The following is a 25,321-nucleotide window of genomic DNA, read 5'->3' as shown; positions in this document are numbered from 1 at the left end:
GGCCCGCCGGGGCGTCGGGCGCAGGCAGTGCCGGCCGCGCGGAACAGCTTCGGGGGACGACTGATCAACAACTGCTTGCGCCGGTTCCGGCGCAAGTGGCTCTTATACCACGCCCTTGGCGCGCAGGGCAGCGATCTGCTCGGCGCTATAGCCGAGCGACTCGGTCAGTACCGTGTCAGTGTGCTCGCCGAGCAGCGGCGGATGGCGCAGCGCCTCGGGCGGCGTGACGCTCATCTTGATCGGGCTGCCCACCAGCTTGACCTCGCCGGCGCTCGGGTGGGGCAGGTCCACGCGCAGGCCGCGCGCCTTGACCTGTTCGTCCTCGAAGACTTCGTCGAGCGAGTTGATCGGGCCGCACGGCACGCCGGCGGCTTCCAGGTCGCGGATCCACTGGGCGCGCGTGCGCGTGCGGACCATGTCGGCCAGGATCGGCACCAGCACGTCGCGGTTGGCCACGCGCTGCGGGTTGGTGGCAAAGCGCGGATCGTCCGCCAGTTCCGGCTGGCCGCCGTCGTTGACGAACTTGCGGAACTGCCCGTCATTGCCGACCGCGACGATCAGCCAGCCGTCGGCGGCCTGGAAGGTCTGGTAGGGCACGATGTTCGGGTGCGCATTGCCCCAGCGGCGCGGCGCCTGGCCGCTGGCCAGGTAGTTGGTGTTCATGTTGGCCAGCATCGCGACCTGCACGTCCAGCAGGGCCATGTCGATGTACTGGCCTTCGCCGGTGCGCTCGCGGTGCGCCAGGGCAGCCAGCACGGCGATGGTGGCGTACTGGCCGGTCATCAGGTCGGAAATGGCCACGCCGGCCTTCTGCGGGCCGCCGCCGGGCAGGTCGTCGCGCTCGCCGGTCAGGCTCATGAAGCCGCCCATGCCCTGGATGATGAAGTCGTAGCCGGGCCGGGCCGCATACGGGCCGCTCTGGCCGAAGCCGGTCACCGAGCAGTAGATGATGTCGGGTTTCACTGCCTTCAGCGACTCATAGTCCAGGCCGTACTTCTTCAACTGGCCGACCTTGTAGTTCTCGAGCACCACATCGCTCTGCGCGGCCAGCTCGCGCACCAGCTGCTGGCCTTCGGGCGAGGAGATATCGCACGTCACCGAGCGCTTGTTGCGGTTGGCGGCGAGGTAGTAGGCGGCCTCGGCGGTGTCGCTGCCGTCCTCCGCCTTGAGCCACGGCGGTCCCCAGGTGCGGGTGTCGTCGCCGGCGCCGGGCCGCTCGATCTTGATGACGTCGGCGCCGAAATCGGCAAGGTTCTGGGCGCACCATGGCCCGGCGAGGACGCGGGTCAGGTCGAGGACGCGGAGATGGCTTAAGGCTCCCATGGCAGTGAGGGGGCTCCGGATGCAGGGGTGTAAAGGGGGATTGCCGGGCCGGCGGCGCGGCCGGCGCGGACAGCCAGCAATGTACCACCGGGGTCGAAGCACACGAGTTTGCAAGTGCCCCTTGCGGCGCTTTCCGTCGCCGGAATTGGGCGATAGCCGGCCGGCGCCGCGGCGCCGTCTCCGGCGCGGCCGCCATGTCCCAGCCATGTCCCCGTCGTGTCCCCGTCGTGTCCCCGTCGTGTCCTTTTGGGGCTGGCTTGCCCGTATAATCAACGGTTTGCAAAACCAACACTGATTCGTCGCGCCCTGCATGCCGCGGGAAGCGTCCGCCATCCCATGAAAGTCTCCGACATTCGCAGCAAGTTCCTGCAGTACTTCGAATCGAAGGGCCATACCGTGGTCCGCTCGTCCAGCCTGGTGCCGGCGAACGACCCGACGCTGCTGTTCACCAATTCCGGCATGGTGCAGTTCAAGGACGTGTTCCTGGGCACCGACAAGCGCGCGTACACCCGCGCCACCTCGGCGCAGCGTTCGGTGCGTGCGGGCGGCAAGCACAATGACCTGGAGAACGTGGGCTACACCGCCCGCCACCATACGTTCTTCGAGATGCTGGGCAACTTCTCGTTCGGCGACTACTTCAAGCGCGAAGCCATCCAGTACGCGTGGGAACTGCTGACCAAGGTCTACCAGCTGCCGGCGGAGAAGCTGTGGGTGACGGTCTACGCCGAGGACGACGAAGCCTACGACATCTGGGCGAAGGAAGTCGGCGTGCCGGCCGAGCGGATCGTGCGCATCGGCGACAACAAGGGCGCGCGCTACGCCTCGGACAACTTCTGGCAGATGGCCGACACCGGCCCGTGCGGCCCGTGCTCGGAGATCTTCTTCGACCACGGCCCGGACGTGTGGGGCGGCCCCCCGGGATCGCCCGAGGAAGACGGCGACCGCTACATCGAGGTGTGGAACCTGGTGTTCATGCAGTTCAACCGCGACGAGCAGGGCAATATGACGCCGCTGCCCAAGCCGTGCGTGGACACCGGCATGGGCCTGGAGCGCATTGCCGCGGTGCTGCAGCACGTGCACAGCAACTACGAGATCGACCTGTTCCAGGCGCTGATCAAGGCCGCCGCGCGTGAAACGCACTGCGACAACCTGAACCAGAACTCGCTGAAGGTCATCGCCGACCATATCCGGGCGTGCTCGTTCCTGATCGTCGACGGCGTGATCCCCGGCAACGAAGGCCGCGGCTACGTGCTGCGCCGTATCGTGCGACGCGCCATCCGCCACGGCTACAAGCTGGGCCAGAAGACCCCGTTCTTCCACAAGCTGGTGGCCGACCTGGTCGCGCAGATGGGCCAGGCCTACCCGGAACTGGCAGAAGCCCAGGGCCGCGTGACCGAAGTGCTGAAGGCCGAGGAAGAGCGCTTCTTCGAGACCATCGAGAACGGCATGTCGATCCTCGACGCCGCGCTGGCCGACCTGAAGCTCAAGGGCGGCAAGACGCTCGACGGCGAACTGGCGTTCAAGCTGCACGACACCTTCGGCTTCCCGCTGGACCTGACGCAGGACGTCTGCCGCGAGCAGGAAATCGCCGTGGACGAGGCCGCGTTCGACGCCGCCATGAACCGCCAGCGCGAGCAGGCTCGCGCCGCCGGCAAGTTCAAGATGGCCGCGGGTCTGGAGTACTCCGGCGACAAGACCGTGTTCCACGGCTACGAGACGCTGGAGCTGCCGCAGGCCAGGGTCATCGCGCTGTACGTGGACGGTGCCGCGGTCGACGCCATGCAGCCGGGCCAGACCGGCGTGGTGGTGCTCGACAACACGCCGTTCTACGCCGAGTCCGGCGGCCAGGCCGGCGACCAGGGCGTGCTGAAGGCTGGCAATGCCGTGTTCGCCGTGGCCGATACCACCAAGATCCAGGCCGAAGTGTTCGGCCACCAGGGCACGCTGCAAGGCGGCGCGCTGAAGGTGGGCGATGCCGTGCAGCCGCAGGTGGACGCACTGCGCCGCGCGCGCACCGTGCGCAACCACTCGGCCACCCACCTGATGCACAAGGCGCTGCGTGAAGTGCTGGGCAGCCACGTGCAGCAGAAGGGCTCGCTGGTCGATGCCGACAAGACCCGCTTCGACTTCTCGCACAACGCGCCGATGACGGACGAGCAGATCCGCCGGGTCGAGGAGATCGTCAACGCCGAGATCCTGCGCAACCAGGACACGCATGCCGAAGTCATGCCGTTCGACGACGCGGTCAAGAGCGGCGCCATGGCGCTGTTCGGCGAGAAGTACGCCGATGACGTGCGCGTGCTGTCGATCGGTACCTCGAAGGAACTGTGCGGCGGCACCCACGTGCACCGCACCGGCGACATCGGCCTGTTCAAGATCGTGGTGGAAGGCGGCGTGGCCGCCGGCATCCGCCGCGTGGAAGCGATCACCGGCGACAACGCGCTGCATTACCTGCAGAAGCTCGACGCCAGGCTGAACGAAGCCGCCGCCGCGCTGAAGGCCCAGCCTTCGGAGCTGGTGCCGCGCATCGGCCAGGTGCAGGAGCAGGTCCGTGCACTGGAGAAGGAGCTGGAGCGCCTGAAGAGCAAGCTGGCCTCGTCGCAGGGCGACGAACTGGCTGCGCAGGCGGTCGACGTGAAGGGCCTCAAGGTACTGGCTGCTCAGCTCGACGGCGCCGACGTGAAGACGCTGCGCGAGACCATGGACAAGCTCAAGGACAAGCTGCAGAGCGCCGCCATCGTGCTGGCTGCCGTGGCTGACGGCAAGGTCAGCCTGATCGCCGGCGTGACCGCCGACGCAACCGGCAAGGTCAAGGCCGGCGAGCTGGTCAACTTTGTCGCGCAGCAGGTCGGCGGCAAGGGCGGCGGCCGTCCCGACATGGCCCAGGCAGGCGGCACCGATCCGGCCAACCTGCCGCAGGCGCTGTCCGGCGTGGCGGAGTGGGTGTCGGCGAAGGTCTGACGCTTTTCCGGCAATGAAAAAGGGCGCTTCGGCGCCCTTTTTCATTGGCCTCGGCCAGCTGCAGCGCTATTCCACGATCCGATAGATTTCCCATCGCGCTGTCCCGGATACCACGTGGGGCTCGAGTTCCTTGCCCCACGCGGCATGCTCGGGGATGGTGGCCAGCCTGGTCCAGGCCCGTTCCAGTTCGCCGAGATCGGCGATTTCCCAGTCATGTACGACGGTAGCCTCCAGCGCACCGATCGAGCCGGTCATTAGCCGGCCCGTGGTCATGCCGATCTGCGGCGCGATCTCGCGCGCCCAGCGCTGCAGCCGTTCGATGACTTCCTGCTTGTGGCCGAAGCGGGCATCGATCTGCCATCTGGCGATCATCATGGCGTTCTCCTTGGTGTGCCTGGCGTGCACGTTGGTCTTGCGCTATTCCCCCTGGGACGAAGCCGCGCGCAAGGTCGTGAGCAGGTCTATCGGCAGGGGGAATACGATGGTGGAACTCTTGTCCCCCGCGATCTGCGTCAGCGTCTGCATATAGCGCAGCTGCATCGCCTGCGGCTGCCGCGCCAGCATCTGCGCGGCTTCCAGCAGTTTTACCGAAGCCTGCAGTTCGCCCTCGGCATGGATCACCTTGGCGCGCCGTTCGCGCTCGGCCTCGGCCTGCCGCGCAATCGCGCGGATCATGGTTTCGTTCAGGTCGACGTGCTTGATCTCGACGTTGGACACCTTGATGCCCCAGCCGTCAGTCTGCGCATCCAGCGCCTGCTGGATATCGAGGTTGAGCTTCTCGCGCTCGGCCAGCATCTCGTCCAGCTCATGCTTGCCCAGCACCGAGCGCAGCGTGGTCTGCGCGAGCTGGCTGGTGGCCTCGAGGAAGTTTGCCACCTGGATGATGGCGCGTTCGGGGTCCACTACGCGGAAGTAGACCACCGCGTTGACCTTCACTGAAACGTTGTCGCGCGAGATCACGTCCTGCGGCGGCACGTCCATCACCACGGTGCGCAGGTCCACCCTGACCATCTGCTGCACGGCGGGAATCAGCAGCACCAGTCCGGGGCCCTTGACCCGCCAGAAGCGCCCGAGCATGAACACCACGCCGCGCTCGTATTCGCGCAGCACGCGGAACGACATGATCACCAGCAATGCCAGCAGGAAGATCACACCGCCGAAACTGAATCCGTAGGCCATGGTCAGGCTCCCTTGTCTGGCGTCGGTTGGGATGGAGGGTCCGCGGCCTGCGGGGCGCGGCCGGCGGCGATCACGTCGAGCACCAGGCCGTGCCGTGCGGTGACCAGCACCGGCGTGCCGCGCGCCAGCGGGCTTGTGCTGCGCACGCGCCAGTTCTCGCCGTGCACCTGGGCCCAGCCTTCCGCATGCAGGTCCTCCAGCACTTCGCCGCGGCTGCCGACCAGCGTTTCGGCGCCGCTGACCACGGGCCGCCTGCGCGCGCGCAACAGGATTGCGGACATGCCGAATATAAAGATCGCGGAGATGGCCGACAGCGCTGCCACCATCGGCAGCGGCACGCCGAAGCCGGGCACGTCGGTGTCGAACAGCATCACCGCGCCGAAGGCAAAGGCGACGATGCCGCCCACGCCCAGCGCGCCGAAGGTGGGCAGGAACAGCTCCGCCACCATGCAGCCGATGCCCAGCGCCACCAGCGCCAGCCCGGCATAGCTCACGGGCAGCATGTGCAGCGCGAACAGCGCCACCAGCAGGCAGATCGCGCCAGCAATGCCGGGCACCACCATGCCCGGCGTGGAGAACTCGAAGATCAGGCCGTAGATGCCGATCATCATCAGCAACAGCGCTACGCTGGGGTCGGTGATCACGGCCAGGAAGCGGCTGCGCCAGTCGGGCTCGAGCGTGACGACCGGGGCGTGGCTGGTCTGCAGCACGCGCTCGGCGCCTGCCGCTGTCACGCGTTTGCCGTTCACCTGGCGCAACAGGTCCGGCAGGTCCGTGGCAACGATGTCGGCCACGTGCTGTGCCACGGCTTCGCTCGCGGACAGGCTGACGGCTTCGCGCACCGCGCGCTCGGCCCATTCGGCATTGCGGCCGCGCAGTTGCGCCAGGCCGCGGATGTAGGCCGAGGCATCGTGCATCTGCTTGCGCGTCATGGTGTCCTGCGCGGCAGGCTCGCTCGCGGGCGAAGAGGCCGGAATGACCTCGGGCTTCTGTGGCCCGCCGATGCCGATCTGCACGGGGCTGGCAGCGCCCAGATTGGTGCCGGGCGCCATCGCGGCGATATGGCTTGCGTACAGGATGTAGGTGCCGGCGCTTGCGGCGCGCGCACCACCGGGGAAGACGTAGCTGGCCACGGGCACGGGCGAGGCGAGGATGGCCTGGATGATCTCGCGCATCGACAGGTCGAGCCCCCCGGGCGTGTCCATTTCCAGCACCACGAGCTGGGCGCCGCCCTCGCGCGCGCGCTCCATGCCGCGCAGCACGAACCCCGCGCTGGCCGGGCCGATGGCGCCCTTGAGCGGAATCACGTACACGGGACCGGCGCCTGCGCCGGCTGTGGCCGGAACAGGCCCGGGCGGCGCCGCTGCGAGCACCGCGAGTGCGAAGCCAGCCAGCAGCAATCCGGCATAAAGCCATGGGTGCGCGAGGCGCGCAATGGCGAATCTCATCGCGAAGGGCGTGGCACAGGGAGTGCCGTGGTGGCGCCACTTTCAGTGTAGGCGACCGGGCACATCCTGCACGCCCCGGTGGGCCTGCGAGGCTCAGGCCGCGGCGGGCAGGGGCGGGTTGCCGGCCGCCGCGTCGGGTGCTGGCAGGGCCTGGACCAGCGCGTCCAGCGCCGCGCTGGCCATGGCGGGATGCCAGGCCAGCAAGGTGCGCACGCGCCCGGCCTCGCCCAGTCCATGCACGCTGATGGCAGGCAGGTCGCGGTACAGGCCGAGCACCGAGCGCGGCACGATGGCGGCGCCGATGCCGGCCGCCGCACAGGCGACGATGGTGTGGTAGGACCCCAGCTCCAGCACGCGCGGCGGCGTACCGCCGCCGGCCGCGTGCCAGGCTTCGAGCCGCGCGCGGTAATTGCAGCCCGGCTCGAAACCCAGCAGCGTGGCGGATTCGAGGTCCGCGGCACTGCGGATGGGACGGTGGCCGGCGCGTGCAATGACGACCAGTTCCTCCTCGAACGCGGGCCGGGACACCAGTGCCGGATGGCCGAGCGGCTCGGCCACGAAGGCGCAGTCGGCATCGAAGCGTTCCAGCGCCTCAAGTGCCTGGCGCGTCGCCAGCGTGACCAGTTCGAGCTGTACGTCCGGCCAGGCCTGGTGATAGGCGGCCAGCACGGCCGGCAGCCGGCTGGCGGCGGTGCTTTCCATCGACGCGATGCGCAGGCGCCCGTGCGGACGTGACGGCAGCACCGCGTGGCGTGCCTCTTCGGCGAGCCGCAGCATGCGGCATGCATAGTCGAACAGCGTCTGTCCTGCCGGCGTGAGCACCATGCGCTTGCCGTCACGCAGGAACAGGTCGACCCCGAGCGATTCCTCGAGCTGGCGGATGCGCGTGGTCACGTTGGATTGCACGCGGTGCAGACGCTCGGCGGCGCGGGTGATGCCGCCGGCCTCCACTACCGTGCGGAAGATTTCAAGTGCGGCGAGGTCCATGGCGGCTCCGGGCAGGCAGGTTCTGCTTCACATCTCGTTACGAGATCAAATGAATCTTGATAATTCATTTTTGAAGATGATCTTCACCGCGTAGCATAGGTGAATCCGGGCCGGTTTGCCACCGGCAGCGACGCAAGGGGAACGACGACATGCCGTACGTGAACATCAAGATCAGCCGCGAAGGCACGAACACCGCGAGCACGGCGCGGCGCGAACCCGGAGCCTGGGCGATTGCACTGGCGGGGCTGGCATCACTTGCCGTAGTGATGGGCGTCGGCCGCTTTGCTTTCACGCCGCTGCTGCCGATGATGCTGCACGACGGCACGGTCAATCTGCACGAGGGCGGCTGGCTGGCCACGCTGAACTACATCGGCTATTTCGCGGGCGCCGCCGTCTGCCTGTTCATCCGTCCCGATCCGGCGCGCATGATCCGGCTCGGGCTGGTGGCCACGGTCTTGCTGACGCTGGGCATGGCACTGCCGGGCGGCATGCTGGCCTGGTCGCTGTGGCGTGCCGCCGCGGGCGTGGCGAGCGGACTGGTGCTGGTCTATACCTCGGGCTGGTGCATGCAGCGGCTGGCCGAACTCGGGCATCCGACGCTGGGCGGCCTGATCTTCTGCGGACCGGGCATCGGCATCGTGGTCACGGGTGTCTCGGCATTTGCCATGGTCGGCGCGGGCTGGCATGCGGCGGCCGGGTGGATTGCCTTCACCGTCATGGGCGCCGTGCTGGTGCTCGCCGTATGGCGCGTGTTTGCCTCTGACGCTGGCCCTTCGCATCGGGACACGACGCGCCAGCAAGCCGAGCCCGTTCACGGCGCGCGGCTAGACGGCGAGACCTGGGCGCTGACGCTGGCCTACGGCCTGGCGGGATTCGGCTACATCATCACCGCGACCTTCCTGCCTGTGATCGCGCGGCAGGCGATGCCCGCGTCGGTGTGGGCCGACTTGTTCTGGCCGGTCTTCGGCGTCGGCGTGACGATCGGCGCGTTCGCGGCCACGCGCGTCGGCATGGCGCACGATAACCGCCGGCTGCTCGCGTGGTCGTACGCCATGCAGGCGCTGGGCGTTGCCATCGCCGTGGTGTTCCCGACGGTGGCCGGGTTTGCCGTCAGCAGCCTGCTCGCGGGCCTGCCGTTCACCGCGCTGGTGGCCTTTGCGATGCGCGAGGCGCGCCGGCTGTGGGGGCCGCAGGCGCCGCGCCTGATGGGCCTGATGACCGCGTCCTACGGACTTGGCCAGATCGTCGGCCCGCCGCTGGCCACGGCGCTTGTCGCGCGATCGGGCGGCTTTGCCAGCTCGCTCGCGTGCGCCTCGGCCGCCTTGCTTGCCGGTGCTGTGATGTTCATCTGGATGCGCCGCGCATGGCCCATGCCGGTGCCACGGCAGACTGCGCTACAGTAACGCCTTCGCCGCCCTTTGCGGACCCCAGATTCACCAAGCCGGGACCGACACCGGCACCACGAACACCGGGCGGCGCAGGAGCGACCCCTATGTCTTTTTCCATGCAGCCGGCGCGTGCCGCCGGCGCACCCAGTCCGGTCACGCCGGAAGAGCAGCGCGTCCGCACGGACCTGGCCGCCGCCTACCGGCTGTCCGCCCTGCAGGGCTGGGATGACCTGATCTACACCCACATCTCGGCCACGGTTCCGGGCGAGCCGGACCACTTCCTGATCAACCCTTTCGGCTTCGCCTTCGAGGAAATCCGCGCATCGGACCTCGTCAAGATCAATGGCCGCGGCGAGGTGGTCGGCGCAACGGTTCATCCGGTCAACGTGACGGGCTTCGCCCTGCACGGCGCCGTGCATGCGGCGCGCGCGGACGCCATGTGCGTCATGCACCTGCACAACACCGCCGGCATTGCCGTCTCGGCGCAGGCGGAAGGGCTGCTGCCGCTGTCCCAGCATGCCATGCGCTTTCACGGCCGCATCGCGTACCACGATTACGAGGGGCTGGCGTTCACACCCGCCGAGGGCGCGCGGCTGACGGACTCGCTCGGTGCGCAGCAGGCCATGCTGCTGCGCAACCACGGCACGCTGACGGTCGGCCGCACTGTCGCCGAAGCCTATGTGCTGATGGCGACGCTGATCAAGGCCTGCGAGATCCAGATCGGCGCGCAGGCCGGTGGCCGGCTGGTGCGGCCCGCGCCCGGCGTGGCCGACAGGGCGTCCGAACAGCTCTACGACAACGGCGCCATCGAAGGCGCGCTGGAGTGGCCGGCGCTGCTGCGCAAACTCGATAGAATCGATCCCTCGTACCGGGACTGAACGCCCCTGATTCCCCTGATCCACACATACAGGCAAAGACAACGCAAGGAGCCATGCATGCCGACTTTCCACGTAGAGATGTTTGAAGGCCGCACCGTCGAGCAGAAGCGCAAGTTCGTCGAGGAAGTGACGCGCGTCACCTGCGAGACGCTGGGCTGCGCCGCGTCGGCCGTCGACATCGTCATCACCGACGTCAAGCGCGAAAATTGGGCCACCGGCGGCGAGCTGTGGTCCGACAAGCAGTAATCGCGCGAATCACGCGATAAGCGACCAGCACACGGCCAGAGCACGGATGACCATGCAGCATTTCGCCTCGGACAACTACGCCGGCTTTTGCCCGGAATCCCTGAAGTATTTCCTGGAGGCCAACGGCACCGGCCATGAGCAGGCCTACGGCGACGATTCCTGGACGCAGAAGGTCTGCGACCGGATCCGCGACCTGTTCCAGACCGATTGCGAAGTGTTCTTCGTCTTCAACGGCACCGCGGCCAATTCGCTGGCGCTGTCGGCGCTGTGCCAGTCGTACCATTCGGTCATCTGCCACGAGCTTGCGCATATCGAGACCGACGAGTGCGGCGGGCCGGAGTTCTTCTCCAACGGCTCGAAGCTGCTGACCGCGCCGGGCGAGAACGGCAAGCTCACGCCCGATGCGGTCGAGGCGCTGGTGACGCGGCGCTCGGACATCCACTACCCGAAGCCCAAGGTGGTGTCGCTGACGCAGTCCACCGAGGTCGGCACGGTCTACACGGTGGAAGAGGTGCGCGCGATTGCCGCCATCGCCAAGCGGCGGCAGCTTCGCGTGCACATGGACGGCGCGCGTTTCGCCAATGCCGTGGCCTCGCTCGGCGTGCATCCGTCCGAGATCACGTGGCGCGCCGGCGTGGATGTGCTGTGCTTCGGCGGCACCAAGAACGGCTTGCCGGTGGGCGAGGCGGTGGTCTTCTTCGACCGCCGCCTGGCCGAGGATTTTGCCTACCGCGTCAAGCAGGCCGGCCAACTCGCGTCGAAGATGCGCTTCATCTCGGCGCCGTGGCTGGGGCTGCTGGAGAACGATGTCTGGCTGTCCAATGCGCGTCACGCCAATGCCATGGCGCAGCTGCTGCAGTCGCGCATCGCCGGCATCCCCGGCGTGCGCATCATGTTCCCGACCGAGTCCAACGCCGTGTTTGCCGAGCTGCCATTGCCTGCGATCGAAGCGCTGCGCGCAAAGGGCTGGCGCTTCTACACGTTCATCGGCGCGGGCGGCTGCCGCTTCATGTGCGCGTGGGACCTGCAGCCGGAGACCGTCGAAGCCCTGGCGGCCGATATGCGCGCGGCCTGCGGCGCCTGCTGAAATACGCTGGCAGGCGTAAGATACCGGGCGGTAGCAAAACATAATGAGACACCCAGGAGCCCTTCATGCAATACCGATTCTGTCCGCAATGCGGCGCGCCGCTCGAGGTACTGCCGCTGTCCGGGCGCGAACGCCACGCCTGCGTCCAGTCGGAATGCGGCTTCGTGCACTGGAACAACCCGCTGCCGGTGCTGGCCGCGGTGGTCGAGTACGAAGGCAAGCTGCTGCTGGCGCGCAACGCGGCCTGGCCGCACAAGATGTTCGCGCTGGTCACCGGCTTCCTGGAGCGCGACGAGACGCCGGAATTCGGCGTGGCGCGCGAGTTGAAGGAAGAAACCAACCTCGATACCGAAGCTGTGTCGCTGATCGGCGTCTACGAGTTCATGCGCAAGAACGAGCTGATCATTGCGTACCACGTGAAGGCATACGGCAATATCGCGCTGTCCGAGGAACTGGCCGAATACAAGCTGGTGGCGCCCGAGGACATGCGGATCTGGTCGGCCGGCACCGGCTTCGCGGTGGCCGACTGGCTCCAGTCGCGCGGCTACCCGGTACGCTTCTTTGACCGCCAGACCGGCGAAGACATCCCTGACCCGCGTCGGCCAAGTGACTTCAGCGTCCTGAGGGCTTCGCTACAATACCCGGTCTGAAGACTGATAAAAGCAAGGAAGAGAGGAATGGAGTTCCAGAAAGAAGTGGATGCGCGCGGCCTGAACTGCCCGCTGCCGATCCTGCGTACCAAGAAGGCTCTGGCCGACATGGCCAGCGGCGAAGTGCTCAAGGTGCTGGCCACCGACCCGGGCGCCACGCGCGATTTCCAGGCCTTTGCCAAGCAGACCGGCAACGAGCTGCTGTCGCACCAGGAAGTCGACAAGGTGTTCGTGTTCTACATGCGCCGCCGCTGAACGCCTCGGGTCTGGCGTCCCGGACAACAGAAAGCCGCCCTCGGGCGGCTTTTCTTTTGGCGCGCGTAGGCCTGCCGGTCAGGCCGCCGTACCGTCGGCCAGGTAGGTGCCGCGGTGTTCCAGGTAGTCGCGGAACCCGGTGCCGACTTCAGGGTGCTTCAGCGCGTACTCGACCGTCGCCTTCAGGTAGCCGAGCTTGCTGCCGCAGTCATAGCGCGTGCCCTGGTAGCGGTAGGCCAGCACCTGTTCCTGGCTGAGCAGCGACTGGATCGCGTCGGTGAGCTGGAACTCGCCGCCGGCGCCCGGCTTCAGCTCGCGCAGGTGGTCGAAGATGCGCGGCGTCAGGATGTAGCGGCCGACCACGCCGAGGTTGGACGGGGCCTCTTCCGGGGCGGGCTTTTCCACGATGCCCGACATCTTGATGACGCCTTCGTCCCATTCGCGGCCATCGACCACGCCATAGGAGCGGCTCTGTTCCGGCGCGATCTCTTCGACGCCCAGCACCGAGCAGTTGTAGTGGTTGTACAGATCCACCATCTGCTTCATCACCGGCGGGGTGCCGTCGATCAGGTCGTCGGCCAGCATCACCGCGAACGGGCTTTCACCCACGAGCTTGGCGGCGCACAGCACGGCATGGCCCAGGCCCAGCGCTTCGGGCTGGCGCACGTAGTAGCACTCCACATTGGCCGGCTTGATCGAACGCACCACGTCGAGCAGCGCCTGCTTGTTCTTTGCCTCCAGCTCCACTTCGAGCTCGAAGGCCTTGTCGAAGTGATCTTCGATGGCCCGCTTGGAGCGGCCGGTGACGAAGATCATCTCGGTGATGCCGGCGGCCATGGCTTCTTCCACCGCGTACTGGATCAGCGGCTTGTCGACCACTGGCAGCATTTCCTTGGGGCTGGCCTTGGTGGCCGGAAGAAAGCGGGTGCCCAGGCCCGCGACCGGGAAGACGGCCTTGGTAACGCGATTTTCCATGTCAGGTATTCCTTCGGGTTCGACTTATAACCCTGCCGGATGCTGCGGGGGCCGTCTGTCGGTCTCCGTCCGACGCAAGCCGGAACGGAGGCCGATGCGCCCGCAACTAGTTTAGGCCGGCAGGCGCTGCAACTGGTCCTTCAGCTTGACCAGCGTCTGTTCGAAATCGGCCAGGCGCTGGGTTTCCTGTGCCACCACGGCGGGCGGCGCCTTGGCCACAAAGCTCTCGTTCGACAGCTTGCCACGGCACTTGCCGATCTCGCCGCCGATGCGCTCGATCTCCTTCGACAGGCGCACGCGCTCGGCGGCAACGTCGATCTCGATCTTCAGCAGCAGGTGGTTGCCGCCGACGATGGCCACCGGTGCGCCGGCGCCCTCGGTCTGCAAGGTGGTGTCGTCTTCGAAGACGCGCACCTCGGACAGCTTCGCCAGCGCCTGGATGTGCGCGCTGGCCTCACGCAGGAAGGCGTTGTCGCCATGCGCATAGAGCGGAATGCGCTGGGCCGGCGAGATATTCATCTCGCCGCGCAGGTTGCGGCAGGCATCCACCATGGCCTTGAGCTGTGCCACCCATTGCTCGGCGGCTTCGTCGATCTTGGCCGGGGCCGGCAGCGGGTAGGCCTGCAGCGCGAGGCTTTCGCTGCCATCGCCCTTGGCGCGGCCGGCCAGCGGCGCGACCTTCTGCCACAGTTCTTCCGTGATGAACGGGATGATCGGATGCGCCAGGCGCAGCACCGTTTCCAGCACGCGCAGCAGCGTGCGGCGCGTGGCGCGCTGCTGAGCTTCAGTGCCGGTCTGGATCTGCACCTTGGCCAGTTCCAGGTACCAGTCGCAGTACTCGTCCCAGACGAACTTGTAAATGGCGCTGGCGACGTTGTCGAAGCGGTACTCGGCAAAGCCCTTTTCGACGTCGGCTTCCACGCGTTGCAGCAGCGACACGATCCAGCGGTCGGCCTGCGAGAAGTGCAGGTAGCCGTCCGGGCCGCAGTCGTTATTGCACGGGGCCATGCCGCAGTCATGGCCCTCGGTGTTCATCAGCACGAAGCGCGTGGCGTTCCACAGCTTGTTGCAGAAGTTGCGGTAGCCCTCGCAGCGGCCGGTGTCGAAGTTGATGTTGCGGCCGAGCGTGGCCAGCGACGCGAACGTGAAGCGCAGCGCATCGGCGCCGAAAGCGGGAATGCCTTCCGGGAACTCCTTCTTGGTCTTCTTCTCGATCTTCGGTGCGTCCTTGGGGCGGCGCAGGCCGGTGGTGCGCTTTTTCAGCAGCGTGTCGAGGTCGATGCCGTCGATCAGGTCCACGGGGTCCAGCGTGTTGCCCTCGGACTTGCTCATCTTCTTGCCTTCCGAGTCGCGCACCAGGCCGTGCACATACACGGTATGGAAGGGCACCTGGCCGGTGAAGTGCTTGGTCATCATGACCATGCGCGCCACCCAGAAGAAGATGATGTCGTAGCCGGTCACCAGGACCGACGATGGCAGGAAGTGCTTGAGCTCAGGCGTTTCCTGCGGCCAGCCCAGCGAGGAGAACGGCACCAGTGCCGACGAAAACCACGTGTCGAGCACGTCTTCCTCGCGGCGCAGCGCGCCGGTGCTGCCGGCGGCCTTCGCCTTGGCCAGCGCCTCTTCCTCGGTACGGGCGACGAAGCAATTGCCGGCGTCGTCGTACCAGGCCGGGATCTGGTGGCCCCACCAGAGCTGGCGCGAGATGCACCAGTCCTGGATGTTGGCCAGCCACTGGTTGTAGGTGCTGTTCCAGTTTTCCGGCACCAGCTTGATTTCGCCGCTCTGCACGGCGTCGAGCGCCACTTCGGCGATCGAGCGGCCCGGGTAGAACGTGCCTTCGGGCGCCGGCTTGCTCATGGCGACGAACCACTGGTCGGTCAGCATCGGCTCGATCGCGCTGCCGGTGCGCTCGCTGCGCGGCGTCATCAGCTTGTGCTTCTTGACTTCGGCCAGCAGGCCCTGGGCGTCCAGGTCCATCACGATCTGCTTGCGCGCCTCGAAACGGTCCAGGCCGGCATAGGCGGCCGGCGCGTCGGCGACGATCTTCGCGTCGAGCGTCAGGATCGACAGCTGCGGCAGGTTGTGGCGCTGGCCGACGGCGTAGTCGTTGAAGTCATGGCCCGGCGTCACCTTGACCACGCCCGTGCCGAACTCGCGGTCCACGTACTCGTCGGCGATCACGGGGATCTGGCGGCCGGTCAGCGGCAGATGCACCGACTTGCCGATCAGGTGCGCATAGCGCTCGTCTTCCGGGTGGACCATCACGGCCACGTCGCCCAGCATGGTTTCCGGACGCGTGGTGGCCACGGTCAGGTGCGTGAGGCCGGTCCTGGTATCGGCCTCAACCAGCGGGTAGCGGATGTGCCACAGCGAGCCTTCTTCCTCGACGTTCTCGACTTCCAGGTCCGACACGGCGGTCCCCAGCACCGGGTCCCAGTTCACCAGCCGCTTGCCGCGGTAGATCAGGCCTTGCTCATGCAGGCGCACGAACACCTCGGTGACCGCCTTCGACATGTCCGGCGACATCGTGAAGTACTCGCGGGTCCAGTCGATCGACGCGCCCATGCGGCGCACCTGGCGCGTGATGGTCGAACCCGACTCTTCCTTCCAGGCCCAGACCTTCTCGGTGAACTTCTCGCGGCCGAGGTCGTGGCGCGACACGCCCTGCGCTTCGAGCTGGCGCTCCACCACGATCTGCGTGGCAATGCCCGCGTGGTCCGTGCCCGGCACCCACAGCGTGTTCGCGCCCAGCATGCGCGCATGGCGGGTCAGGCCGTCCATGATGGTCTGGTTGAAGGCATGGCCCATATGCAGCGTGCCGGTCACATTGGGCGGCGGCAGCTGGATGGCGAAATCGGGCCGGGCCGGGTCGAACGTCGGCTGGGCGATGCCGCGCTTCTCCCACTCGGGGCCCCATTTCGCCTCGATGGCGGCGGGTTCGAAGCTCTTGGCAAGGGATTGGTCTTGGGCGGTCATGCTGGGGATGTCGAGGTTTGGGCGTCGGGGCTGTCGCAGGCGGGGTGCTTCGGCCTGCGCCTGGCGCGCTCGTGGGTGCGTTGCGCCAGTCAAACGTCAAATTATACGGAACGTCGCGGGTGGGGAGGAAATCGTTCGCTTCGCGGGGTGGGGGGTCGGTATAATTTGGGGTTTGGTTTTGGGTTGATGGGGTGTCGTGCTTGGCGGGCGCTGCTGTTTCGCCGGCGAAGCCGGCGAGTCACTTTTTGTCCGAGCGACAAAAAGTAACCAAAAAACGCGTCGCCTGAGCGGCTGGCTATCAACGATGCGCTTCTTGTGTTCGAAGGGCTTTGGTTTCGCGATGCTTGGTTGCCCGTTCGACCCTGCCAACGCTATGTGAGTCAGGACCAGTGCCTGCGATAAGCTGCTCTTGAACGATCCCCAAGTTGGACTCGGGTACAGCGTTCCAACGGCGTCAGTGGTGGGACGCCTACGGCTGCGCTGCGCGCACGTCCTAGTCGGTCTGCGATGGGCATCATCGTCGCCGGTGCCAACGGTCCGGTTTCTCAACTTTGCTGCGGCGCGGTTCGCCTGCGGCCTGGGTATCCAGACTAGAGCTCTGCGCGCAGCGCAGCCGAAGGCGATTGCACGATGGCGGTGGTAGCAGGAGCCACGGACAGTTTCGGGGCTCGTTCAATCATTGTTTGAAAGCCTAACCACAGACGCGCACCAAGCGGCAGGCAGCCAGGCACACTCTGAAGACCATACCCGTACAACACCCTTAGCACACTACGATCAATATTCGCCCGTTAGGGCAAGTCAACGCGTTTTTTGGTTACTTTTTGTCGCTCGGACAAAAAGTGACTCGCCGGCTACGCCGGCGAAACAGCGGCGCATGCCAAGCACGACAAGCCAACCCGACCCGCCTTCCACCCCGATCCTCAATGTCCGACCTGCTCGCCAACCTCAACGCCGAACAACTCGCCGCCGTCACGCTGCCTGACGAGCCGGCCCTGATCCTGGCCGGCGCGGGCAGCGGCAAGACGCGCGTGCTGACCACGCGCATTGCCTGGCTGATCCAGAACGGGCGGGTGTCGCCGGCGGGCATCCTGGCGGTGACCTTTACCAACAAGGCCTCCAAGGAAATGCAGACGCGCCTGTCGTCGATGCTGCCGATCAACACGCGCGGCATGTGGATCGGCACATTCCACGGCCTGTGCAATCGCATGCTGCGCGCGCATTTCCGCGATGCCGGCCTGCCGCAGACCTTTGCCATCCTCGACAGCCAGGACCAGCTTTCGGCGCTCAAGCGCCTCCTGAAGGCCCTCAATGTCGATGACGAGAAGTACCCGGCCAAGAACCTCCAGTACTTCATCAACAACGCCAAGGAGCAAGGCCTGCGACCGGCGGACGTGGAGGCCAACGACGACTTCAACCGCCGCTTCGTCGACCTGTACGCCGCCTACGACGAGCAGTGCCAGCGCGAAGGCGTGGTGGACTTTGCCGAGTTGCTGCTGCGCTGCTACGAACTGCTGCGCTACAACGACGCCATCCGCCAGCACTACCAGCACCGCTTCCGCCATGTCCTGGTGGACGAGTTCCAGGACACCAACGTGCTGCAGTACCAGTGGCTCAAGCTGCTGGCCGGCCATGGCACGCAGAATCCGGCCGCGGTGTTCGCCGTGGGCGACGATGACCAGAGCATCTATGCGTTCCGTGGCGCGAACGTCGGCAATATGCGCGACTTCGAGCACGAGTTCCGCGTGCGCAGCATGATCAAGCTGGAGCAGAACTACCGCTCGCACGGCCATATCCTCGATTCGGCCAACCATCTGATCTCGCATAACGCGCGTCGCCTGGGCAAGAACCTGCGCACCGATGCCGGCCACGGCGAGCCGGTGCGCGTGTTCCAGGCCGGCTCGGACGGGCAGGAGGCGTCGTGGATGATCGAGGAGATCCGCGACCAGATCGCGCAGGGCATGAGCCGCTCCGAGATCGCCATCCTGTACCGCAGCAACGCGCAGTCGCGCGTGATCGAGCATGCGCTGTTCTCCGCGGGTATCGCCTATCGTGTGTATGGCGGCCTGCGCTTCTTCGAGCGCGCCGAAATCAAGCACGCGCTGGCTTACCTGCAATTGCTGGAGAACCCGCGCAACGATGCGGCCTTTGGTCGCGTGGTGAACTTCCCCGCGCGCGGCATCGGCGCGCGCTCGCTGGAACAGCTGCAGGACGCCGCGCGCCAGTACAACTGCTCGCTGTCCGAGGCCGTGGCCTATGTGGCCGGCGCGGCGGGCAGCAAGCTGGCGGCATTCGTGCGCCTGATCGAGCAGATGCGCGCCGAGACGCGCCGCATGACGCTGGCCGAGGTGGTCGAGTACGTGACCAACACCAGCGGTCTGATCACGCACTACCGCGGCGAGAAGGAAGGCCAGGATCGCATTGAGAACTTGCAGGAACTGGTGACCGCGGCGCAGGCCTTCGTCGTGGAGGAGGGCTACGGGCTGGAAGCGCTGGCCGCGGTGATCCCGGTCGGTTTCGAATCGCGCGTGGCGCAGGCCGCGCCGCAGCTCGCGGAGGGCGACCAGGCGCAGCAGGTGCTGGACCCGGAAGCGCTGCCGGTGGTGATGACGCCGCTGGTGGCGTTCCTGACCCACGCCTCGCTGGAAGCGGGGGACAACCAGGCGCAGGCGGGCCAGGACGCGGTGCAGATGATGACCGTGCACGCGGCCAAGGGCCTGGAGTTCAACGTGGTGTTTATCACGGGACTCGAAGAGGGGTTGTTCCCGCACGAGAACAGCGCAATGGAGCAGGACGGGCTCGAGGAAGAGCGCCGGCTGATGTACGTGGCGATCACGCGTGCGCGCGAGCGCCTGTACCTGTCCTTTGCGCAGAGCCGCGTGCTGCACGGACAGATGCGCTACCACGTGCGCTCGCGCTTCTTCGAGGAGCTGCCCGAAGCGGCACTGAAGTGGCTCACGCCGCAGCAGCAGAGCTATGGCGGCGTCCGCCGTCAGGAACGGGACACCGCATGGGGCCGTGACTGGTTCCGCAAGCCCGAGGATGTACCGTACTCCGGCAACAAGCCGACCGGCGGCATGGACACCGGCAACGGCTATGCCGATGCCAAGCGCGAGGCCGGCACGGGCTTGCGCGTCGGCCAGCAGGTGTTCCACAACAAGTTCGGCGAAGGCGTGATCAAGGCGCTGGAAGGCGACGGCGAAGATGCCCGCGCCCAGATCGAGTTCAAGCGCCACGGCGCCAAGTGGCTGGCGCTGGCGGTGGCGAAGCTGGACCCGATCAACTGAGCGGGTCCGGCTTCACGTGCCGGGTCAGGGAAAGGCCGGCTGGCCTTCGGCGGTCTTTTCCTCGGGTGTATCCACGGTCTTCAGCGGATTGATGAACAGCGATGCCACCGCGCCGACGCCCAATAGCGCCGCCGAGATCATGAAGGGCAGGTTGTAGCTGCCCGTGGCTTCGATCAGGTATCCGAACACCACCGGCGAGACCATGCCGGCCAGCCCGAAACCCGTGTTCATCATGCCGCCCGCGGTGCCGGCGTACTTGCCGGCGATGTCGAGCGGCAGGCTCCACAGCACGGCGTTGGTCAGCTCCAGGAAGAAGAACGACAGCGACAGCAGGATCACCGCGTTGACCGCATCGGCCGTGTAGGTCATCGGCACGATGAACATCAGCGAGCCGGCCAACCCCGCGAACAGGATCGCGCCGCGCGCCAGGCGCAGGTTGCCGGTGCGCTGGTAGATGCGGTCGGACAGCACGCCGCCGAGCGTGTCGCCGACCACGCCGGCCATCAGCGGCAGCGCCGTGAACAGCGCGAGCTGCTTCAGGTCGAAGCCGCGCGCCTCCTTCAGGTACGACGGCAGCCAGGTCAGGTAGACCCACAGCGACCAGCCGTAGCAGAAGTCCACGAACGTCACCAGCCACATGCGCCGGAACAGGCGCCGCCACGGCGTGGCCGCCTTGGCCGAGCGCTGGCATTCGCCGCGCCGGTAGCCGATCTCCTGCAATTCCTGCGGCGTCACGCGCTTGTGCTCGTCGGGCGTGTCCTTGAACACGCCGGCGTAGAGCAGGGTCCAGCCGAGGCTGACCGCGCCGAGTACGATGAACGCCTCGCGCCAGCCGGCGGTGGCCACGATGGCCAGCACGATCGGCGGCGTGATCGCGCCACCCAGCCGGGCAAAGCTGTGCGTGATGCCCTGCGCGAAGCCGCGCTCGGCCACCGGCATCCAGTATGTGAAGGCGCGCGTGGCAGTCGGGAACGCGCCGCCTTCGCCGATGCCCAGCACGAAGCGCAGCACCACCAGCATCAGCACGCTGCCGGCAAAGCCGGTCAGCACCGTGGCCACGCCCCAGATCAGCGACAGCACGATCAGCACCTTCTTGGGCCCGAACTTGTCGGACAGCCAGCCACCGAGGATCTGCATGGCGGCGTAAGGATACGCAAAGGCCGAGAACACCAGGCCGAGCTGCGAAGATGTCAGTCCCATCTCTTCGCGGATCAGCGGGGCGGCGACCGAGATGTTGACGCGGTCGATATAGGCGATGAAATACATCAGGCACATGACGCCGAGGATCATATGCCGGGTCTTGATGCGTTGCTTCATACCACCTCCATTGCGCGGCTGGCGCGCGTGGCGTTGACGGGGCGGCCGCCCGCGCATGGGTCCATAGCCCTGCGCTTTCGGGTGGCCGGGGCGCGGCCTGTGCCGTGCTGCCCCGTCCTTGAGCAATCTGCTGTCTGCCGGGTTGCCGGTTGAGTCTTGTCTCCTGTCCCGGTGCGATGTCGGTCGATGGCCTCCTTGACGATGGTTGTGGACCGGGACGCCGCAAGGCGAATGTCCCGGGGAATCGGCATCCGGAGGTTCAGGCGGGGTCGAGCAGCCGGAGCCGCTGCACCTTGCCGGACGGGCCGCGCGGCAGTTCCGCGACGAAGCGGAATTCCTTCGGCGTCTTGTAGCGTCCCAGTTCGCGCAGGCAGTGCGCGCGCAGCGCGGTGTCATCGCACGGGGTCGCGCCGCGCACGACGACGAAGGCGACGATCTCCTGCCCGTAGGCCGGATCGGGCACGCCGACGGCCGCGGCTTCGAGCACGGCGGGGTGCCGCAGCAGCGCTTCGTCGATCTCGCGCGGGGCGATGTTCTCGCCGCCCTTGATGATCAGTTCCTTGGCGCGGCCGGTGATGTAGAAGTAGCCGTCGGCATCGCGGTAGCCGAGATCGCCCGTGCGCAGCCAGCCGTCGTGCGTGAAGGCGTCGCGCGTGACATCGGGCGCCTTGTAGTAGCCCGCCATGACGTTCTCGCCCTGCAGCACGATTTCGCCGGTCTGGCCGTCGGGCAGCGCCTTGCCGTCGCGGCCGAGCACGCGCGCGCGCGTTCCCGAAGGCCGGCCGATGCTGCCGATGCGCCGTTGCTGCGGATCCAGCGGATTGCTGAAGGCGGGCGCGGCGGTCTCCGTCATGCCCATGGTCTCGATCACGCCAATGCCGAAGCGGTCCTCGAACGCACGGTGGTGCTCGGGCGGCAGCGCGGCCGATGCCGAGCGGCAAAAGCGCACGCCTTGCGGCGCCTTGCCGTCCGTGTCATTGAGCAGGTAGGCGATGATGGTCGGCACCACGTTGAGCCAGGTGCAGCCGTGGCGCGCGATGTCGTGCCAGAACGAGCTTGCGGAAAAGCGCATCGGCATCACGACCGAACCGCCGTGAACCAGTGGCGCGATCGCGGTCACGACGAGGCCGTTGATGTGATACAGCGGCAGCGTCGCCAGCACCCGGTCGGCCGGGCCGAGCGCATGCTCGCGGCTGACGTTGGCGCCGTTCGTGGCGAGGTTGCGGTGCGTGAGCAGTACGCCCTTGGGCGTGCCGGTCGTGCCCGAGGTGTACATCAGCAGCGCGGGCGCGTCCGGCTCCGGCGGCGGCAGCGGGCGGGCATCCTGGGTCGCCGAGGGCAGCGCATGCAGCGCGGGCAGCTCCGTGGCGTCGGGCGTGGTAACCACGACCGGCACGTCGAGGCCGGCTTCGCGCAATGCCTCGCGAATCGCGGCCTTTCCGCCGGGCCACGTGAAGATGAGCCGCGTGTCCGAATGCGACAGGATGTAGCGCAGCTGCGCCGGCTGGCACAGCAGGTTGATCGGATTGACGACCAGCCCGCACGCCATGATGCCGAGCAGCAGGCGCGCGGTCTGTTCGCCGTTGGGCAGGTAGACCGACACCGTCTGCCCGCGTTCCAGGCCGGCTGCCGCGCAGCGTTCGCCGAGTACGCCGGCGTCGGCGGCGAGCGCGCCGAACGTGAGCGCATGGCCGCTGTCGGGGGCCAGCAGGTAGGGCTTGTCGGGCCATTGCGCGGCTCGCGCGGCCATCAGCGCGGCCAGGCTCCCGAAGGCTTGGGGTTCCAGGCGCGCGTTCATTGGCCGACCCTCGCAAAGTAGTCGCCGAGCAGTTCGGCTTCATCGGGCACGCGCTCGGCGATCGGCACCGCGATGCGCGTGATGTTCAGGTACTGGCGCCAGCCGAGGTTGTCCGAGAAGTTGTTGCCGCCCCACGTGCCGCAACCCATCGACAGCGAGAACGGCAGGCCGTTGTCGAAATTGCCGCCCGTGGCGAAGCAGTGCGCCTGGTTGACGATCACGCGCGCCACCGGCAGCTCCATGCCGAGCTGCAGCGCCTGGCGCGGATTGGCCGTATGCAGGCTGACCGAATGCCCGGCGCCCATGTACGCGTAGAGGCGCGCCACGCAGTCGAGCGCAGCCGGAAGGTCGGCGGCGCGGTACAGCGTCAGCACTGGCGAGAGCTTTTCGCCGGAGAACGGGAACTCGCGGCCCACGCCGGTTTCCTCGACCAGCAGCATGGTCGGCTGCTGGTCGCGCACGCGTTCGAGCCCGGCCAGTTCGGCAATGCGCCGCGCGCTCTGGCCCGTGGCCTGGCCGGCCAGCTTGCCGTCGTGCCACATCAGCGCCTGCAGGCGCGCCTTCTCCGTCGATGTGAGCAGCACGCCGCCAACCGCGGCCAGCGCCTTGAGCATCGGCTTGTAGACCGCGTCCAGCACCACCAGGCTGTTCTCCGAGGAGCAGCTCGTGGCGTTGTCGAAGGTCTTGGAGCGCTCGATCTTCGCGGCGGCATCGTCCAGCGCCGCGGTGCTGTCGATGATCGACGCCACATTGCCGGCGCCCACGCCGAACGCCGGCGTACCGCTGGTGTAGGCCATGCGCACATTGGCCTGCGAGCCCGTGGCGACCACCAGGTCCGCCTGCCGCATCAGTTCCGCCGTGGCCAGCTTCGAGACTGGCGTGGGCAGCATCTGCACGAGGTCCGCAGGCAGGCCGGCGCGCGCGAACTCGGCATGGATGAAGGACAGCAGCAGCTCGCACGTGCCCTGGCCCTTCGGCGAGGGCGCGACGATCACGCTGTTGCCGCACTTGAGCGCGTTGAGGATCTTGTTGGCCGGCGTGGCCGCCGGGTTGGTGGAGGGCGTGATCGCCGCCACCACGCCCACGGGACGCGCGATCTCGGTGATGCCCGCCTGCGCATCCTGCGAAATCACTCCCACCGTCTTGCGACCGTGCAGGTCGCGCAGCAGCCCGAGCGTCTTGCGGTAGTTCTTGCGGATCTTGTCCTCGACATTGCCGAGCCCGGTGTCGGCCACGGCGCATTCCGCGAGCTGCCGGTTGCGTGCGGGCTCCATGATGGCCCACGCGGCCGCGGCCACGGCAGTGTCGATGGTGGCCTGGTCGGCCCGCGCGAACTCGCGCTGCGCCTGCCTGGCCCGCGCCACGATCGCGGCGACGGTCGGTGCCGTCTGGCCGGGGGCGGATGCTGCCGCTTGGGGCAAATCGGGATTGTTGGACTGCTGGTGACGCAGTATTTGCACACTCATGGATCGACTCCGCGGTTGGGACGGTAGGGTCCGCGCGGTGGCCGCGTTGCTGGCTACGCGGCCGGGAGCGCTGGCCCCGGATCGAATCTAGTGAAGCCAGCGGGGCAACTCGTCCCAATTTGTGCGCTTTCGAGAGCGCCGGTGCGGGGTGAAACGCGGAACGCAGTTTTCGGGACGTCAGGGCGTCCCGGAATCCTATAAATTGAATCCATGAGCAATCACTCGAACGCCGCCGCGGTGCGCGCCTTCCGCATTCTCGAGATCCTGTCGACGGCAGAGGAGCCGCTGTCGCTCGCGGCCATCGTTCAGGAGATCGGGCTCCCGAAGCAGACCGTGCATCGCCTGCTCAAGCAGCTCGAAAGCACGTGGCTGGTATCGCGCACGGCCGGCAGCCGGTATTACGAGTGCTCGTCGCGCGTGCGGCAGTTCGCGGTCAATGTGCTGATGCAGGCGGGGCCGGCGGCGGCACGCCACGCGATCCTCCAGCAGCTCGTCGACAAGGTCGGCGAGACCTGCAACCTGACCATGCTGTCCGGCGATGATGTGGTCTACCTGGATCGCGTGGAAACGCAGTGGCCGCTACGCATGCACCTGCAGCCGGGGTCGCGCGTGCCGCTGCATTGCTCGGCCAGCGGCAAGCTGCTGCTGGCGTTCCTGCCTTGCGCGCAGCGCGAGCGGCTGATAGCCAGCTTGCCGCTGCGGGCGCAGTCGGCGAACACCATCACCAATATCGATGTATTGCGCTCGGAACTGGCGGAGACCCGCCGGCGCCGGCTGGGGATCAATAACCAGGAAAATCTGCAGGGGATGATCGCGGTGGCGGTGCCTGTCATGCTCAACCGCAACCGGGCTTGCGCGGCGATTGCCGTGCAAGCGCCGCTGGCGCGCATGTCGATGGATCGGCTGTATGAGTTTGTGCCGGAATTGAGGGAGGCGGCGGAGGAGATGGGGAGGACGTTCTGCGAGTGAGGAGGATGCTGTTGCCAGGTCTCCTCACCTCGCGTTCAACACCTCGCTCTGCAGCACAGGCGCCGCCCGCATCAGCGCCTCCAGCGGTTTGTGCGCCGCAGGCGCATGACATGCGATCGCCGCGACGACAC

The 25,321-nt window shown here is 67.1% G+C and carries 19 protein-coding genes; 9 read left to right on the top strand and 10 right to left on the bottom strand.

Translation table 11 applies throughout. From position 1 onward, the window contains the following. Positions 1-102: 102 nt before the first annotated feature. Positions 103-1,323 carry a CaiB/BaiF CoA transferase family protein gene (locus KHO22_RS18925; RefSeq protein ID WP_211948697.1) on the bottom strand — a complete coding sequence of 407 codons (1,221 nt, stop codon included), beginning with the start codon at positions 1,321-1,323 and terminating at the stop codon, positions 103-105. Positions 1,324-1,659: 336 nt separating this feature from the next. On the opposite strand from KHO22_RS18925, the gene alaS reads away from it, so the two are divergent. Further along, the gene (alaS, locus tag KHO22_RS18920; RefSeq protein ID WP_211948696.1) at positions 1,660-4,284 is read left to right on the top strand and encodes an alanine--tRNA ligase; all 2,625 of its coding nucleotides are present in this window, start codon (positions 1,660-1,662) and stop codon (positions 4,282-4,284) included. 66 nt (positions 4,285-4,350) lie between these two features. On the opposite strand, the gene KHO22_RS18915 is transcribed toward alaS, so the two are convergent. The 4 genes from KHO22_RS18915 to KHO22_RS18900 all read right to left on the bottom strand — a co-directional run bounded on the left by KHO22_RS18915 (position 4,351) and on the right by KHO22_RS18900 (position 7,898). Then, a complete protein-coding gene (locus KHO22_RS18915; protein ID WP_211948695.1) occupies positions 4,351-4,659 on the bottom strand; it encodes an NIPSNAP family protein in 309 nt (102 codons plus the stop codon). 42 nt (positions 4,660-4,701) lie between these two features. Next, positions 4,702-5,463, bottom strand: coding sequence for a slipin family protein (locus tag KHO22_RS18910; protein ID WP_211948694.1), 762 nt, complete (start codon positions 5,461-5,463; stop codon positions 4,702-4,704). A gap of 2 nt (positions 5,464-5,465) precedes the next feature. Then, positions 5,466-6,911, bottom strand: coding sequence for an NfeD family protein (locus KHO22_RS18905; protein WP_211948693.1), 1,446 nt, complete (start codon positions 6,909-6,911; stop codon positions 5,466-5,468). 93 nt (positions 6,912-7,004) lie between these two features. Beyond that, positions 7,005-7,898, bottom strand: a complete 894-nt coding sequence (locus KHO22_RS18900; protein WP_211948692.1) for a LysR substrate-binding domain-containing protein — start codon at positions 7,896-7,898, stop codon at positions 7,005-7,007. A gap of 149 nt (positions 7,899-8,047) precedes the next feature. Here KHO22_RS18900 and KHO22_RS18895 point away from each other — a divergent pair, with 149 nt between their 5' ends. The 6 genes from KHO22_RS18895 (at position 8,048) to KHO22_RS18870 (ending at position 12,402) form a co-directional block, all read left to right on the top strand. Next, positions 8,048-9,301 carry a YbfB/YjiJ family MFS transporter gene (locus KHO22_RS18895; RefSeq protein WP_211948691.1) on the top strand — a complete coding sequence of 418 codons (1,254 nt, stop codon included), beginning with the start codon at positions 8,048-8,050 and terminating at the stop codon, positions 9,299-9,301. Positions 9,302-9,390: 89 nt separating this feature from the next. Beyond that, complete coding sequence (locus tag KHO22_RS18890) at positions 9,391-10,164, top strand: class II aldolase/adducin family protein (protein WP_211948690.1); 774 nt, start codon at positions 9,391-9,393, stop codon at positions 10,162-10,164. 57 nt (positions 10,165-10,221) lie between these two features. Next, positions 10,222-10,410, top strand: coding sequence for a 4-oxalocrotonate tautomerase (locus KHO22_RS18885; RefSeq protein ID WP_211948689.1), 189 nt, complete (start codon positions 10,222-10,224; stop codon positions 10,408-10,410). Positions 10,411-10,462: 52 nt separating this feature from the next. Continuing rightward, positions 10,463-11,497: a threonine aldolase family protein gene (locus KHO22_RS18880; protein ID WP_211948776.1), complete on the top strand. Its 1,035-nt coding sequence runs from the start codon at positions 10,463-10,465 to the stop codon at positions 11,495-11,497. 65 nt (positions 11,498-11,562) lie between these two features. Beyond that, positions 11,563-12,147, top strand: a complete 585-nt coding sequence (locus KHO22_RS18875) for an NUDIX domain-containing protein (protein ID WP_211948688.1) — start codon at positions 11,563-11,565, stop codon at positions 12,145-12,147. Between the two features lie 27 nt (positions 12,148-12,174). Then, on the top strand, positions 12,175-12,402 hold the full coding sequence (locus tag KHO22_RS18870) for a sulfurtransferase TusA family protein (RefSeq protein WP_071014635.1): 228 nt from the start codon (positions 12,175-12,177) through the stop codon (positions 12,400-12,402). A 78-nt stretch (positions 12,403-12,480) separates the two neighbouring features. Here the strand turns inward: KHO22_RS18870 and galU are convergent, their stop codons facing one another. Both galU and KHO22_RS18860 read right to left on the bottom strand, forming a co-directional pair. Beyond that, positions 12,481-13,377 carry a UTP--glucose-1-phosphate uridylyltransferase GalU gene (gene galU / locus KHO22_RS18865; RefSeq protein ID WP_211948687.1) on the bottom strand — a complete coding sequence of 299 codons (897 nt, stop codon included), beginning with the start codon at positions 13,375-13,377 and terminating at the stop codon, positions 12,481-12,483. A gap of 111 nt (positions 13,378-13,488) precedes the next feature. Next, entirely contained in the window at positions 13,489-16,356 is a 2,868-nt protein-coding gene (locus tag KHO22_RS18860; protein WP_211948686.1) for a valine--tRNA ligase, read from the bottom strand. Positions 16,357-17,279: 923 nt separating this feature from the next. Between KHO22_RS18860 and KHO22_RS18855 the strand changes: the two genes are divergently transcribed. After that, positions 17,280-19,640 (top strand): UvrD-helicase domain-containing protein, encoded by a 2,361-nt coding sequence (locus KHO22_RS18855; RefSeq protein ID WP_211948685.1) that lies wholly within the window; start codon positions 17,280-17,282, stop codon positions 19,638-19,640. Positions 19,641-19,664: 24 nt separating this feature from the next. On the opposite strand, the gene KHO22_RS18850 is transcribed toward KHO22_RS18855, so the two are convergent. The 3 genes from KHO22_RS18850 to sauS all read right to left on the bottom strand — a co-directional run bounded on the left by KHO22_RS18850 (position 19,665) and on the right by sauS (position 24,221). After that, positions 19,665-20,957: an MFS transporter gene (locus KHO22_RS18850; RefSeq protein ID WP_211948684.1), complete on the bottom strand. Its 1,293-nt coding sequence runs from the start codon at positions 20,955-20,957 to the stop codon at positions 19,665-19,667. 259 nt (positions 20,958-21,216) lie between these two features. Further along, positions 21,217-22,755 carry an acyl--CoA ligase gene (locus KHO22_RS18845; protein ID WP_211948683.1) on the bottom strand — a complete coding sequence of 513 codons (1,539 nt, stop codon included), beginning with the start codon at positions 22,753-22,755 and terminating at the stop codon, positions 21,217-21,219. Continuing rightward, positions 22,752-24,221, bottom strand: a complete 1,470-nt coding sequence (sauS, locus tag KHO22_RS18840) for an acylating sulfoacetaldehyde dehydrogenase (RefSeq protein WP_211948682.1) — start codon at positions 24,219-24,221, stop codon at positions 22,752-22,754. Before sauS ends, KHO22_RS18845 begins: the two co-directional genes overlap by 4 nt. A 210-nt stretch (positions 24,222-24,431) precedes the next feature. On the opposite strand from sauS, the gene KHO22_RS18835 reads away from it, so the two are divergent. Then, the gene (locus KHO22_RS18835) at positions 24,432-25,190 is read left to right on the top strand and encodes an IclR family transcriptional regulator (protein ID WP_211948681.1); all 759 of its coding nucleotides are present in this window, start codon (positions 24,432-24,434) and stop codon (positions 25,188-25,190) included. The last annotated feature ends 131 nt before the right edge of the window (positions 25,191-25,321 follow it).

It is taken from the genome of Cupriavidus yeoncheonensis, from assembly GCF_905397275.1.
Lineage (GTDB): Bacteria > Pseudomonadota > Gammaproteobacteria > Burkholderiales > Burkholderiaceae > Cupriavidus > Cupriavidus yeoncheonensis.
Note: the sequence above shows the minus strand (reverse complement) of the source record. Positions and strands in the feature narration are given on the sequence as shown.